General features: G+C 69.3%; 8 protein-coding genes, 2 rRNA genes and 2 pseudogenes (1 of these 12 running past the window's edge). 9 read left to right on the top strand and 3 right to left on the bottom strand.

The features are described from left to right. Together Sdia_RS27900 and rrf are read left to right on the top strand one after the other, a co-directional pair. Nucleotides 1-1,065, top strand: a 23S ribosomal RNA gene (locus Sdia_RS27900) (it extends 2,057 nt beyond the left edge of the window). A 96-nt stretch (nucleotides 1,066-1,161) separates the two neighbouring features. Then, nucleotides 1,162-1,278: ribosomal RNA gene (rrf, locus tag Sdia_RS27895) — 5S ribosomal RNA — on the top strand. 731 nt (nucleotides 1,279-2,009) lie between these two features. On the opposite strand, the pseudogene Sdia_RS27890 reads toward rrf, so the two are convergent. The 3 genes and pseudogenes from Sdia_RS27890 to Sdia_RS27880 all read right to left on the bottom strand — a co-directional run. Then, nucleotides 2,010-2,415 (bottom strand): annotated as a pseudogene (locus tag Sdia_RS27890) (transposase family protein); the annotation flags it as partial. Between the two features lie 505 nt (nucleotides 2,416-2,920). Continuing rightward, nucleotides 2,921-3,898, bottom strand: a pseudogene (locus Sdia_RS30445) (AAA family ATPase). Between the two features lie 223 nt (nucleotides 3,899-4,121). Further along, nucleotides 4,122-5,405 carry a DUF7847 domain-containing protein gene (locus Sdia_RS27880; protein ID WP_189501165.1) on the bottom strand — a complete coding sequence of 428 codons (1,284 nt, stop codon included), beginning with the start codon at nucleotides 5,403-5,405 and terminating at the stop codon, nucleotides 4,122-4,124. A 136-nt stretch (nucleotides 5,406-5,541) separates the two neighbouring features. Here Sdia_RS27880 and mtnA point away from each other — a divergent pair, with 136 nt between their 5' ends. The 7 genes from mtnA to Sdia_RS27845 all read left to right on the top strand — a co-directional run bounded on the left by mtnA (nucleotide 5,542) and on the right by Sdia_RS27845 (nucleotide 14,438). Then, nucleotides 5,542-6,687, top strand: coding sequence for an S-methyl-5-thioribose-1-phosphate isomerase (gene mtnA / locus Sdia_RS27875; RefSeq protein ID WP_124288092.1), 1,146 nt, complete (start codon nucleotides 5,542-5,544; stop codon nucleotides 6,685-6,687). Between the two features lie 15 nt (nucleotides 6,688-6,702). Beyond that, entirely contained in the window at nucleotides 6,703-7,380 is a 678-nt protein-coding gene (gene mtrA / locus Sdia_RS27870; protein ID WP_003950455.1) for a two-component system response regulator MtrA, read from the top strand. Between the two features lies 1 nt (nucleotide 7,381). Continuing rightward, nucleotides 7,382-9,550 (top strand): MtrAB system histidine kinase MtrB, encoded by a 2,169-nt coding sequence (mtrB, locus tag Sdia_RS27865; protein ID WP_100457819.1) that lies wholly within the window; start codon nucleotides 7,382-7,384, stop codon nucleotides 9,548-9,550. 106 nt (nucleotides 9,551-9,656) lie between these two features. Next, complete coding sequence (locus Sdia_RS27860; RefSeq protein ID WP_189501167.1) at nucleotides 9,657-11,411, top strand: LpqB family beta-propeller domain-containing protein; 1,755 nt, start codon at nucleotides 9,657-9,659, stop codon at nucleotides 11,409-11,411. A 216-nt stretch (nucleotides 11,412-11,627) separates the two neighbouring features. Then, nucleotides 11,628-12,425, top strand: a complete 798-nt coding sequence (locus Sdia_RS27855) for a ComF family protein (RefSeq protein WP_189501169.1) — start codon at nucleotides 11,628-11,630, stop codon at nucleotides 12,423-12,425. A gap of 314 nt (nucleotides 12,426-12,739) precedes the next feature. After that, the gene (gene hpf / locus Sdia_RS27850; protein WP_100457816.1) at nucleotides 12,740-13,438 is read left to right on the top strand and encodes a ribosome hibernation-promoting factor, HPF/YfiA family; all 699 of its coding nucleotides are present in this window, start codon (nucleotides 12,740-12,742) and stop codon (nucleotides 13,436-13,438) included. Nucleotides 13,439-13,631: 193 nt separating this feature from the next. After that, entirely contained in the window at nucleotides 13,632-14,438 is an 807-nt protein-coding gene (locus tag Sdia_RS27845) for a response regulator (RefSeq protein WP_100457815.1), read from the top strand. The last annotated feature ends 9 nt before the right edge of the window (nucleotides 14,439-14,447 follow it).

Raw genomic sequence — 14,447 nt, 5'->3', positions numbered from 1 at the left:
GGAACGTTAAGGGGACCGGTTAGTCACATTTCGGTGTGGCGAAGCTGAGAACTTAAGCGCCAGTAAACGGCGGTGGTAACTATAACCATCCTAAGGTAGCGAAATTCCTTGTCGGGTAAGTTCCGACCTGCACGAATGGCGTAACGACTTCTCGACTGTCTCAACCATAGGCCCGGTGAAATTGCATTACGAGTAAAGATGCTCGTTTCGCGCAGCAGGACGGAAAGACCCCGGGACCTTTACTACAGTTTGATATTGGTGTTCGGTTCGGCTTGTGTAGGATAGGTGGGAGACTGTGAAGCATGCACGCCAGTGTGTGTGGAGTCGTCGTTGAAATACCACTCTGGTCGTGCTGGATGTCTAACCTGGGTCCGTGATCCGGATCAGGGACAGTGTCTGATGGGTAGTTTAACTGGGGCGGTTGCCTCCTAAAGTGTAACGGAGGCGCCCAAAGGTTCCCTCAGCCTGGTTGGTAATCAGGTGTTGAGTGTAAGTGCACAAGGGAGCTTGACTGTGAGACCGACGGGTCGAGCAGGGACGAAAGTCGGGACTAGTGATCCGGCGGTGGCTTGTGGAAGCGCCGTCGCTCAACGGATAAAAGGTACCCCGGGGATAACAGGCTGATCTTCCCCAAGAGTCCATATCGACGGGATGGTTTGGCACCTCGATGTCGGCTCGTCGCATCCTGGGGCTGGAGTCGGTCCCAAGGGTTGGGCTGTTCGCCCATTAAAGCGGTACGCGAGCTGGGTTTAGAACGTCGTGAGACAGTTCGGTCCCTATCCGCTGTGCGCGTAGGAATATTGAGAAGGGCTGTCCCTAGTACGAGAGGACCGGGACGGACGAACCTCTGGTGTGCCAGTTGTTCTGCCAAGGGCATGGCTGGTTGGCTACGTTCGGGAGGGATAACCGCTGAAAGCATCTAAGCGGGAAGCCTGCTTCGAGATGAGTGTTCCCACCTCCTTGAGAGGGTAAGGCTCCCAGTAGACGACTGGGTTGATAGGCCGGATATGGAAGCCCTGTAAGGGGTGGAGTTGACCGGTACTAATAGGCCGAGGGCTTGTCCTCAGTTGCTCGCGTCCACTGTGTTGGTTCTGAAACCACGAACACCAACCGCACACTCATCTTCTGGTGGGTTGTGGTTGCTGGTGTGTTTCGTAGTGTTTCGGTGGTCATAGCGTGAGGGAAACGCCCGGTTACATTCCGAACCCGGAAGCTAAGCCTTACAGCGCCGATGGTACTGCAGGGGGGACCCTGTGGGAGAGTAGGTCGCCGCCGAACTCTTTGTGGCCTCGGGCCCGGAAAACCTGATCAAAGGTTTTCCGGGCCCGAGGCATTTCTGCGTTCAGGACCCTTGCCGAAGACGCACAGCGCTTTCCGTGGCCTTGGCGGACAGGAGGCACTGCTGAGCGCCGACGATCGCTGGTGCGAGTGGAGTCACCCGGGCGCCGGGTGGAGCTCCGCGGGATCGCGAGGCCAGGCCTTGAGAGTCGGTCTCGACCGAGACTGCGGCTTCCAAGGAGACCATGCCGCCCGCCAGGGCTGGCAGGCGCTGCGGTTCGGCCTTGCCTCATACATGGAGGCGGGTGCCGCAGTCGAAGACGAGTAGGTCGACGCGGTCTCCCGCGTGGAGCGAGACCCGCGAGGGGCAGGATGGCAGTGTCCATCGAGTCGTCCAGCCGGGGCGCGTCTCTCAACTGGGCTGGCTGACCCGCGGTCGGCCGGCACGATCAGCCCGCGCCGGCCGGCCTCCGCGCGCCTTGGCCGTACGGCCACGTAGCGGCCCTTGTGGCCGTCGTGCGCCAGTCGATGGACCGAGGGTCATCGCCGCGATGAGGCTGCGCAGGCTGTCGAACTCGGTGCCCTCGCCCCTGCCGAGCGCGCTGGTGCGGCCGTCCAGTTCGCGCCCGCGGGCCGTCTTCGCAAGGATCAGAAGCCGACTGCGGAACGGCGGCAGTGCGCGTTTTCGGCGTTGCCCCTCCAGGGTGGGGACGGCGCTGACGCTTGGCGGTGGGGGCGATGCGGGATCTGTGGAAGATCTGCCAGAGCTTTGAGTCGTGCCATGCCTCGTTCGGCGGGCGCACGGGCTGTGGACAGGGTCCGGTTCGCGGTCTGCTGGGTGGGCGCGAGTTCGGCGCCTGGCGGGCGGCGATAGGCGGTGGTGCCCCAGTGGCCCGGCACCGGTAGGCCATGTCGGCGAGTTTGGGGGGTGCCCTGGCGTTCGCAGATCCGAAGTATCTGGCGGGTGCGGGCGGCAGTCAGGTCGTGGGTCCGGCCCGGCAGCGCCGGCGACAGCCAGAGGATCTTTCCGCTGGGATCTGTGGCGACCTGCGCGTTCACACCGTGCAGCGTGTGTTTCGAGGAGCGGTCAGCCCTCCCGTCGCCCACGCGATCGCACTCGGCGACTGTCGAGTTGAGACGTCGAACACCTCTCTCAGCGGCACGGGAGCTCTTTCCGTCGCGCACTCCGAACCCACACCGCCCCGTCACCCGATCAGTAACCACTCTGAAGACGCTCAGTGCACGGAGGTTGCCCGGGACGGAGAGGGTCGCCTGTCGGGAGATGAGCCCCAGATGGCTGTACGAGCGGATGGTGAGCGGTGCGCGGCGGGCTTGCCTCTACGAGATCCGAGAGGGGGCCGAAAGTTCGCGCTTTCCCGTGCGAGTAGGGGGAAGCGGTGCCGAGCGTCGTCGGTGACCTGGAGGTTCGTCTCGACCGCGTCGCCCTGTCGAACGCTTGTGTCACCAGATCGGGTGAAACGAAGCATCTGCACTGGCGCGGCCCAGGCGTAGTCGCACATCATTGCGACAGCAAGTGGGGACCGGCGATTCCCAGCGCCTGCTGGGTTGGAGCGAAGCGACGGGAGGGACCGAGAGCTGCGAGCAGGGTGCTGAGTCCGGTGAGTGACATGCTCCGCCTCCTTCATCGGGGTACCGGCACGAGGAAAAGCATCGAGGTGATGACCGCAGCGGCGGTTGTGCCCGTGCATCTCGACCTTCGGGCGGAGCCGGAGCCGGAGGCGGTGGCGCAGGAGGGGGAGGGCGAGAGCCCTTGGTCGTCACGGATCACTAGTCACGGCCGGCTCATCAAGCCCAGGCGAGTGCGGTGGAGAGAAGGCGGGGGTGCCGCGTGGTGAGGCGCCCGAGGAAGAGGGACGGGGAGTAGCGGGTTTGGTCCGGCAGGCATCGACGGTGTGCGCGGCGATCTTGAGCGGGACATTGATGCGGGCGACTGCCGAGCGAGCAGCGCTCAGCTAGAAGGGCAGCCGACCGGAAGGGGCCCGGTGGCGGGCAGGTCGCGCGGGTCGTACCCCTGCGCGTGGCTGAGAGCAGTGCGCTCTCGTCGTCCCTGGGCGGGAGCGAGACGTCCAACTCCAGGGGGCCGGTCCAGTGGGGCCTGGGGCAAGGGGCACGTGCCCTCGTGGTCCAAAGGGTCCTGGCCGCCGTGACCAGGAAGGGGTCGGGGAGGTGTCGGGCCGTCCCGTCGGCGGTGACCTGCCTCTCCATCGCGTCCAGAGGGATGCCGGGGTCTTGAAAGGGGCGCTGTTGGTCTCGTCGGCGAGCATGGAGTTGGCGAGCATCGGGTTGGGCTGGAAGGAGAACTTCGATGTACGGGGGTTAAGGACGAGGGGGCCGGTGGCATCGCTGGGCAGCAGCCGGCGTGAGTGGAACGCGCCTGGTCTCCAGTCGACAGCCGCAGCCAGGGGCGGACCAACGAGGTCTTGGCGATCCCAGGGACACCTTCCAGCACGACATGGCCACGGCAGAGGAGGGCGGTGAGAGCCCGGTGACGACCGAATCCTGGCGGACCCGGCCTTCCCGATCTCTACGCTGACGCTTCGAGAACGGCGCGGGCGTCTGCGGGCGGGCCTGCGCCGCGTAGGTCGGAGCTGGGCCGCACGGAAGCGGAGCGGCGTCAGGCCCGCTCGGCTTGCGGGACTTCCGGCCAGGCCGTGAGTGAGGGCAGGCAGAAGCACCTTGGGGGAGTGGGTGTCGGGCGCCGGAACTCCGAGCTCACGCCCGGCGGCCTCCCGGGCCTGATCGTAGTCCCAGCCCATCGGCGGCCCGCTGTCCGTATGTGGCCCGACATCAGCGCAGTTCAGGCCCCCCGCCGGGGCGCAACATCAGCTCCCGGGCGTGGACGGTGGCGGGCCGTCGGGTCGCCGCGCGTCGGTGGCCCGGGCCAGTTCCAGGTCGAGGGCCTCGCGGCGGATGCGCTGGTCGATGTAGAGCAGCACGGTCACGCCGGCCACGATCGGCAGCGTCAGCATGGCACCGATCATCGAGCCGATGCCGGTGATGATCAGGTAGGTCCAGCCGAAGTTGGACACGACCATCTCGTCGAGGGCGCTCGCCGCGCTCTCCCCGGTGATGATGGCGGCCACCCGGGAGAACGGCAGCAGGATGATCGACGACACGATCACCATGAGGAGCTGCGCGAGCAACTGGATGCCGAAGACGCGCCACCACGAGCCGCGAACCAGCTTCGCCGACCGCGCCATCGCCTTGACGACGCCCTGCTTCTCCAGCATCAGGGCCGCTGAGGCGAGCGAGAAGCGAATCGTGAGCCAGACGGCGACGAAGGCGCCACCGAGGGCTCCGAGGGCCACCAGCGCGGCCGCGCCGTCCGACCCGGAAGCCAGGCTGAGGAGTACGCCGGGCACCATCGCCACGGTCACGAGGGCGATGGCGATGAGCGGCAGCAGCAGCGTCAGGCCGGCGAGCCGGGGCAACTGTGGGCGGGCGTCGCGCCAGGCGTCGGAGAGCGAGACCGGCTCCCCGAGTACCGCCCTGCTCGTGACCATCGTCAGCAGCGCGGTCGCCACGATGGTGCCGAGCAGTGAGACGATCAGGACGAGGCCGGATTCCAACAGCGCGCCGCCCATGGCGGAGAGGAGTTCGTCGGTGCTCGCCGACGGGTCCTCGAGCGCGGCGACGTCCACGGAGCCGCGCAGCACGAAGCGCTCCAGAAGGATCAGCACCACCTGCGTAGCCACGGCGATCATCAGCGATATGCCGAGCACCGTGCGCCAGTGCGTCCGCAGCGTGGAGACGGCACCGTCGAGGATCTCGCCCACCCCGAGTGGCCGGAGCGGGATGACTCCCGGCTTGGCCGCGGCTGGCGGAGCGCTCCAGCCGCCGCCGCTCCAGCCGCCGCCGGGCGGTTGCGTCCGGCCGCCGCTCTCCGCGCGGGTACGGCGGCCGCCCCAGCCGTCGCCGGAACCGGAGGGCGTGGATCCCGTGGACCCCGGGGCCGACCACCGGCCCGCAGGCGGCTGCTCCTTGGACCACTTCGACGGAGAGGCACCGGGGTCGTCCCCCTCCGCACCCCGTGGCTCGCCGCCCTCACGGTCGCGGTTGTCCGAGTGCTCAGGTCCGGGCGCTGCCCAGCCCGGAGTGTCGTTCATCGTCGCTCCTTCACGGTGCCCGCGGGATCGCGGCGGCCGGTTGTCAGCCATGGTCCCATGGGCAAGTCCGGTACGGACCGGCCCCGTCACCGTCCACGCCTTCTTTTGCCGGGTGTCCACAGGGCAGACTGAACGGATGGCTGATCAGAGCACACGAGGTTCCGCGGACATACCGGACTCGATTTCCGCCCTCCGCTGGGAGGAGCCGCCCGAGGGGCCCGTGCTGGTGCTGCTCGACCAGACACGGTTGCCCGGCGAGGACAGCGAGCTCGCCTGCACCGACGCTCCCGCCCTGGTCGAGGCGATCAGGACACTGGCCGTCCGGGGCGCGCCGCTCCTGGGCATCGCCGGCGCCTACGGGGTCGCGCTCGCCGCGGCCCGCGGCTACGACGTCGCCGACGCGGCCCGGATGCTGGCGGGGGCCCGGCCCACCGCTGTCAACCTCGCCCGCGGCGTCCGTGACGCCCAGGAGGCCCACGCCGCGGCCCTCGCGGCCGGCGGGGACGAGCGGACGGCCGCCGCGGCCGCTCTCGCCGCCGCACGAGCCCTGCACCGGGAGGACGCCGAGGCGAGCGGACGCATGGCCCGGAAGGGACTGGCCCTCCTCGACGAACTGGTTCCCGGCGGGCAGCACCGCGTCCTCACCCACTGCAACACCGGAGCGCTGGTCTCCGGCGGCGAGGGGACCGCCTTCGCCGTGGCCCTGGCCGCGCACCGCGAAGGCAAGCTCCGGCGCCTGTGGGTCGACGAGACGCGGCCGCTGCTGCAAGGCGCGCGGCTCACCGCCTACGAGGCGGCACGGGCGGGAATGGCGTACACGTTGCTCACCGACAACGCCGCGGGCTCCCTCTTCGCGGCGGGTGAGGTCGATGCCGTGCTGATCGGAGCCGATCGGATAGCCGCGGACGGCTCAGTGGCGAATAAGGTGGGGAGCTATCCGCTCGCCGTGCTGGCGCGCTACCACCACGTGCCGTTCATCGTGGTCGCGCCGGTGACGACGATCGACATGGACACCCCGGACGGGGCGGCCATCGAGGTCGAGCAGCGGAGCGGTCACGAGGTGACGGAGGCGATCTTGCCGTCGGGGCGTGGTGCCGGCGGGGAAACGGGGGGCGGTGTGCCGATCGCGCCCCTGGGGACGCAGGCGTACAACCCGGCGTTCGATGTGACGCCGCCGGAGCTGGTGACCGCTGTGGTGACCGAATGGGGCGTTGTCTCGCCCGTGACCGAAGGGGCGTTGGATCAGCTGTGCTCCAGGTCACGCCAGGTATCGATGAGCTAATGGGATGATGTCGTAATGAAGGGACGCGTTCTCGTCGTCGACGACGACACCGCATTGGCGGAAATGCTCGGGATTGTGCTGCGCGGTGAAGGCTTCGAACCGTCGTTCGTCGCCGACGGCGACAAGGCCCTCGCTGCCTTCCGTGAGACCAAGCCGGACCTGGTGCTCCTCGACCAGATGCTGCCTGGCCGTGACGGAATCGAGGTGTGCCGCCTGATCAGGGCGGAGTCCGGTGTGCCGATCGTCATGCTCACAGCCAAGAGCGACACGGTGGACGTGGTGGTCGGACTGGAGTCCGGCGCCGACGACTACATCGTGAAGCCGTTCAAGCCGAAGGAGCTGGTCGCTCGCATCCGGGCCCGTCTGCGCAGGTCGGAGGAGCCGGCGCCGGAGCAGCTCACCATCGGCGACCTCGTCATCGACGTCGCCGGGCACTCGGTGAAGCGGGACGGCCAGTCGATCGCCCTGACGCCGCTCGAGTTCGACCTGTTGGTGGCCCTCGCCCGCAAGCCGTGGCAGGTCTTCACCCGGGAGGTCCTCCTGGAGCAGGTGTGGGGCTACCGGCACGCCGCGGACACCCGCCTGGTCAACGTGCACGTCCAGCGTCTGCGCTCCAAGGTCGAGCGCGACCCGGAGCGCCCCGAGATCGTGGTGACCGTGCGCGGAGTCGGCTACAAGGCCGGACCGAGCTGAGATGAGCAGGGACAGTGCCGCCCCGCCGTCGCAGGAACAGGGCAACGGTGCCGGGCGGCCTGTCGGACGGACGAACAGGGGCCCGGGGCTCGGCTGGCTCAGGGAGAGCCGTCGCGTTCTCCAGGGTGGGGTGCCCAGCAGCCCCTTCCTGCGCCTCTTCGCCCGCTGGGTGCGGCGCCCGCTGCTCCCGGCGGTACGCCTGTGGCGCCGCAGCATCCAGCTGAAGGTCGTCGTGACCACCCTGCTGATGTCGCTCGGCGTCGTGCTCCTGCTCGGCTTCGTCGTGATCGGGCAGGTGCGCAACGGCCTGCTCGACGCGAAGCAGCGGGCCGCGCAGAGCCAGGCGCGGGGCGGCTTCCAGGTCGCGCAGGACAAGGCGGACACGGCCAGCGCCCGAACCGCTCAGGACGGCGGCGTGGCCAACGGGCGTACCCAGAACGCCACGGTCTGGATGTCCGACCTCGTCGAGCAGTTGTCCAGCGGCGGACAGTCGGCGTTCGACGTCGTCGCGCTCAGTGCTGACGCGCTCGACGACACGGGGAGCATCCGGGGGCCACGCGCCTCCGGCGGCGTGGTGCCGGTGCAGAGCGTGCCGGTGGACCTGCGGCGGGCGGTGGACGAGACCGCCGGGTCTCCCGGCGGGCTGTACCAGAGCTACACCCGCATCACGTACGCCAGCCAGGCGTCCCAGCCCGGCCTGGTCATCGGCAAGCGCCTCAACGACCCCAACGGCGACGCCTACCAGCTCTACTACCTCTTCCCGCTGACGCAGGAGGAGAAGTCCCTCACTCTGATCAAGACCACGCTCGCCACCGCGGGCATGTTCGTCGTGGTGCTGCTCGGAGCCATCGCCTGGGTGGTGGTGCGGCAGGTGGTCACGCCGGTGCGGATGGCGGCCGGTATCGCCGAGCGGCTGTCGGCGGGACGCCTCCAGGAGCGGATGAAGGTCACCGGGGAGGACGACATCGCCCGTCTCGGCGAGGCGTTCAACAAGATGGCGCAGAACCTCCAGCTCAAGATCCAGCAGCTCGAGGACCTCTCACGGATGCAGCGACGCTTCGTGTCGGACGTGTCGCACGAACTGCGGACCCCGCTGACGACCGTGCGCATGGCCGCGGACATCATCCACGAAGCGCGCGAGGACTTCGATCCCGTCACCGCCCGGTCCGCCGAACTGCTCGCCGACCAGCTCGACCGGTTCGAGTCGCTGCTCGCCGATCTCCTGGAGATCAGCCGTTTCGACGCCGGTGCGGCGGCCCTGGAGGCCGAGCCCACCGACCTGCGCGACGTCGTGCGCCGCGTCGTCGGCGGTGCGGAGCCACTCGCCGAGCGCAAGGGCACCCGGGTACGGGTTCTGGGCGACGAGCAGCCCGTGGTCGCCGAGGTGGACCCGCGCCGTGTGGAACGCGTGCTGCGGAACCTCGTGGTGAACGCGGTGGAGCACGGAGAGGGCCGGGACGTCGTCGTACGGCTGGCCGCGGCCGGCGGGGCCGTGGCCGTCGCGGTGCGCGACTACGGCGTCGGACTGAAGCCGGGGGAGGCGACCAGAGTCTTCAGCCGCTTCTGGCGTGCCGACCCCGCGCGGGCCAGGACGACGGGCGGGACCGGGCTGGGACTCTCGATCGCCCTGGAGGACGCGCGGCTGCACGGCGGCTGGCTCCAGGCCTGGGGCGAGCCGGGTGGCGGCTCGCAGTTCCGGCTGACGGTGCCGCGAACCGCCGACGAGGCGCTGCGAGGCTCGCCGATCCCGCTGGAACCCCCGGACTCCCGACGGAACAAGGGTGTCCCCCAGGACGAGGAGGTATCCGTCCGGCCGGTGACCGCGGCACCGCGTGCCGGTGTGGCGACGGCGACGACGGTGCTGCACGCTCCGGGCGTCGGGCAGGCGCGGCTCTCGGCCCCCTCCCCGCCCGCGGGAGGAGAGGACGGAGCGGACCGCTGCCGTCTGCCGTCGAGGACGGCGCCCCGGCCCGTGGTGGACCCGGCTGCGCTGCCCGGCAGCGGTTCGCGGGTGGTGGCACGGGCGGGTGTGCAGGATGCCCCCCGGGGGCGCGTCGGGGAGCCAGGGCCTGCCGGCCCGGAGCCTGCTCCGGACGAGCGCCCACATGATCGTACGGACGGTGCCGTGCCGGCGGACCGTGAGGGGGAGGGGGCCCAGCGTGGGGAGTGACAACGGTCGTCGGAGTGGTGTGCGGCGGTCTCGCACGCCTCGGCGTTCCGGGACGACGGTCTGCGCCACGGCTGCAGCCGCCACCCTGCTCACCGGCTGCGCCTCGATGCCCGACAGCGGTGACGTCACCGCTGTCGACGCCACGCAGCGGACCGATGCGCAGGTTCGCGTCTTCGGGGTCCCGCCACGGGACGGGGCCCGGCCCGAGGAGATACTCGACGGCTTCCTCGAGGCTCTGACCAGCGATGACCCCCAGTTCTCGATAGCCAGGGAGTACCTGACCGAGGAGGCGGCGGAGAGCTGGGAGCCCGAGCGCGGCACGACGGTGCTGCGTGACGGCCCCAACCGGGGGCCCGAGCGTGCCCGGTCCGGCCGGGACGGCGGGTTCCAGTACACCCTGACGGGCCGGATGGTCGCCAGGGTGGACCAGCAGCGGGCCTACCAGCCGTCCGAGGGCGCCTACAGCGAGCCCGTGCACCTCGTGCAGGTGAAGGGGCCGGACGGTATGCAGTGGCGTATCGACGCCCCGCCCACCGGCGTGGTCGTCGGTGAGTCGGACTTCCTCCGCATCTACCGGCCGGTCAACAAATACTTCTGGGCGACCGAGGCGTCCCAACAGCCCGGGAGGCCCGTCGGGCTCGTCGCCGACCCGGTCTACGTCCGCCAGCGCATAGACCCCGTCACGGAGGCGGTGCGGTCGGTGCTCTCCGGGCCCAGCGACTGGATAGCGCCGGTGGTGGACTCGGTCTTCCCTGAGGGCACGCGTCTGCAGTCCCCGACGAAGGCCCTGGTCCCCGACGACCAGAACCGGCTGAAGGTGCCGCTCAACAAGCAGGCGGACCGGGCCGGCCAGGCACAGTGCGTGAAGATGGCGACCCAGTTGCTGTTCACCCTGCGTGACCTCACCTCCTCCGGAGTGGACGAGGTGGAACTGCTGCGGTCGAACGGCTCGCAGCTGTGCGTCCTGGACGGCAACCGGGCGGACAGTGTCGTGCCCGCGGTCACGGCCGGGCACCCCGACTACCAGTACTTCGTCGACGACGGGCACCGGTTGGTGCGGATGACCGGGGGCGCCGACGGGGAGAGCGGATCGAGCGCGGAACCGGTGCCCGGAGGGTTCGGTGTCGGTGAGCAAGGTCTGCGGTCGGCCGCCGTCTCGCGGGACGAGGAGCGGGCCGCCGGGGTCTCGCTGGACGGACGGACCCTCTTCGTCGGCTCCCTCACCTCCGGGGACGGGCTGAAGAAGACCGAGGTGCGCAGCAAGGCGAAGTCGGAGGAGGAGCGCCTCTCGGTTCCCAGCTGGGACGGCAGGGGTGATCTGTGGATAGCCGACCGTGACGGTGCCCGGTCCCGCCTGCTGCGACTCGAACAGGGCGCGGAGCAGGCGCAGGAGGTGAAGGTCGCGGGGCTCGGGGAGGGCACGATCCGAGCCGTAAGGATCTCCGCCGACGGGGTTCGCGTCGCGCTGATCGTCGCCGAGGAGGACCGGACATCCCTCCGGATCGGCAGGGTGGAGCGACAGGCCGGCGGCGACTCGTCCCACGTGGCCGTGACCGAGTTGCGTACGGCCGCGCCGCACATGGAGGAGATCACCGCCATGTCCTGGGCCGGCGGCAGCCGCCTGGTCGTCGTCGGGCGGGAGTCCGGCGGGGTCCAGCAGCTCCGGTACGTGCAGAGCGACGGATCCACACCCTCGGGAGGCTCGCTGCCGGCCCTCACGGGGGTCAGGGAGATCACCGCCTCCGAGGACGACCGGCTGCCGCTGGTCGCGCGTTCGGACGACGGGATCGTCCGGCTGCCCCCTGGTGGGAACTGGCAGACGGTCGTCAAGGAGGGCGCGGCGCCGGTCTACCCCGGCTGAGGCGAGACGGGATGCGAGGGTCCTCGCTCCGGCCGGGTGGTCGAGCGTGCGTTCGGAATGTGTCATGTGGGCTGCATGCCCGCCCGCCTCCCCGCCGATGCCGGGAAAGTCGCTCTTGGTCGACTTTCACCTGATGCGGTGGCGGAGTTGTCCACAAGCCGCTGGTTGTCCCCAGGGGGCGGCGCGTCAGGCGCTCTCGGCGGCAGTGTGCCCGGCATGGAGACATGGTGGTGGCAGGCGTTCAGTGACCTGATGATGCCGCTCGACTGCGCAGGTTGCGGGGAGCACGGCACGCGGCTGTGCCGGCGCTGCCTGTTGGATGTCGGGGGCGGTGCGGCGCGCCCGGTGCGGCCCTGCCCGGCCCCCGCCGGGCTTCCTGCCGTCCGGGCGGCAGTCCCCTATCAGGGTGCTGCTCGCGCCCTGCTGCTCGCACACAAGGAGCGAGGGGCCCTCTGGCTGGCGCGTGTACTGGGCGGCGTCCTGGCCTCGGTGGTCCGTGCGAGCTCGCCGGCCGGTCATGGGGCGCGGATGGGGCGCGTCCTGCTGGTGCCGGTTCCCTCGGCGCCGCGGGCCGTGCGGTCGCGAGGGCACGATCCGGTGCGCCGGATGGCGTTCTGTGCCGCGGCCGAGTTGCGCCGGGCGGGGATCGAGGCCAGAGCCGCCCCTCTCCTCAGGCAGGGGCGACGCGTGTCGGACCAGAGCGGACTGGACGCGCGGGGTCGCGCCGCCAATGTCGCGGGGGCCTTGCGGGTGGTGCCGGGCGGTGGAGCTGTGCTGGCGCAAGGGCGGGTCGTCCTGGTCGACGACCTGATGACGACCGGCGCGACGCTGGCCGAGGCCGCTCGGGCGGTGCGCAAGAGCTGGGAGGAGGACAATTGGACCTGTGGCCCGGGACTCACTCAGGGCCGGTCGGACGGATACCGGACGGGCTTGCGGGGAAGCCGTGGGGCAAGACTTCCGCGCGCGGCGGTCGTCGCCTCTTCACCATCGTCCTTCGAAATAAACCGGAACTGATGAGGAGCTTTCGTCGTTGCAGCTGGTGAGGGGGTTGAACCACTTGAATGGAGGTACGCGGCGGTAGAGGGTGACGGCACCCCTCCGAGCGGGATATGTTCGATGGGAGGAATGGCTCGACGGCATTCCCCCGATAACCGAATTACTGGTGCGGTGACGTGATCGTTCACTCGTATCGGTGAGGTGGAGAGCCCGGTCCCGCGGGGAGGAGGAGGTGTAAGTCACCGAGTCCGAGGCTTCGGAATGATCCGGAGCCGGTGCAAGAGGAAGATGCTTCGCCAGTGAGGCGGAGCGATCCGGGAACGGAGTTCTGCGTGGACATCGTCGTCAAGGGACGCAAGACCGAGGTGCCCGAGCGGTTCCGCAAGCACGTGGCCGACAAGTTGAAGCTGGAGAAGCTCCAGAAGCTCGACGGCAAGGTGATGAGCCTGGACGTCGAGGTGTCCAAGGAGCCGAACCCGAGGCAGGCCGACCGGAAGGACCGGGTCGAGATCACGGTCCGTTCCCGTGGACCCGTGATCCGAGCCGAGGCGTCGGCGGGCGACCCCTACGCGGCGCTCGACCTGGCCACGGCCAAACTCGACGCACGGATGCGCAAGGAGCACGACAAGCGCTACTCCCGCCGGGGTACGGGCCGCCTCTCGGCCGCCGAGGTGGTGGACCACATTCCGGACGCGGCCAGGCTCGCCAGCGACGGCACCCTCGTCACGGAGCAGGACGAAGAGGCCGTCAAGACCACCCGGGTGGGTTCTCTGGAGGTGCAGGGCGAAGGGCCGCTGATCGTCCGCGAGAAGACGCACGCGGCCGCTCCCATGTCCCTGGACCAGGCGCTCTACGAGATGGAGTTGGTCGGGCACGACTTCTATCTGTTCGTCGACTCGGAGACCAAGGAGCCGGCAGTGGTGTACCGGCGTCACGCCTACGACTACGGCGTGATCCATCTCCGGACAGACCCGATGGTGGCCGAGGCTGAGGCGTCCGTCGGCGGCGCCGGAGGCGCACTGGGAGGCTGAGGCCGTCGCGACAGGTCCGCGCGAGTGCCCCCGGGAGCCTTGGTGCGCCCCCGGGGGCGCACCTTGCTCCCGTAGCTCTGCCGCGCGTCGCCCCCGCGGCATGAAATCATGACCGAGCCGGTCAACCGGCGTACGGCCGCCCCAGGTTGGGGAGGCACGGTGAGACGGGCCACGGCCTTCAGGGGGAGGAACGATGCCGGAGACTTTCGGACCGTTGCACAACGGCGGACCCGCTACGGCCTCCGGGGCTGGTACGGGGCGAGGAGTGATCAGCGGGTTGCCGGGGTTCGCCGCTTCCCGGGGGCCCGACCTGGAGGAAGAGTTCGAAGAGGACCCGGTGGAGCCCATCCGGGTCCTGGTCGTCGACGACCACGCGTTGTTCCGCCGCGGGCTGGAGATCGTCCTCGAGGCCGAGGAGGACATCGAGGTGATCGGCGAAGCCGGCGACGGCGCCGAAGCGGTGGAGAAGGCCGCCGATCTCCTGCCGGACATTGTGCTGATGGACGTGAGGATGCCGAAGCGCGGCGGTATCGAAGCGTGCACGGCCATCAAGGAAGTGGCACCCAGTGCCAAAATCATCATGCTGACGATCAGCGACGAAGAGGCCGATCTTTACGAGGCCATCAAGGCGGGGGCCACGGGCTATCTGTTGAAGGAGATCTCCACCGACGAAGTGGCGACGGCGATCCGGGCGGTCGCCGACGGCCAGTCGCAGATCAGTCCCTCCATGGCCTCGAAACTGCTCACCGAGTTCAAATCGATGATCCAGCGGACGGACGAGCGTCGCCTTGTGCCCGCTCCCCGGCTCACCGACCGTGAACTGGAGGTGCTGAAGCTCGTCGCCACCGGGATGAACAACCGTGATATCGCGAAGGAATTGTTCATCAGTGAGAACACGGTGAAGAACCATGTCCGCAACATCCTGGAGAAACTCCAGCTCCACTCGCGCATGGAGGCGGTGGTCTACGCGATGCGGGAGAAGATCCTCGAGATCCGGTGAGCCCGTGGT

The organism is Streptomyces diastaticus subsp. diastaticus, from assembly GCF_011170125.1.
In the GTDB taxonomy this organism is placed as follows: Bacteria; Actinomycetota; Actinomycetes; order Streptomycetales; family Streptomycetaceae; genus Streptomyces; species Streptomyces diastaticus.
The sequence above is the reverse complement of the archived record's forward strand: the minus strand, read 5'-3'. Positions and strand labels throughout refer to the sequence as shown.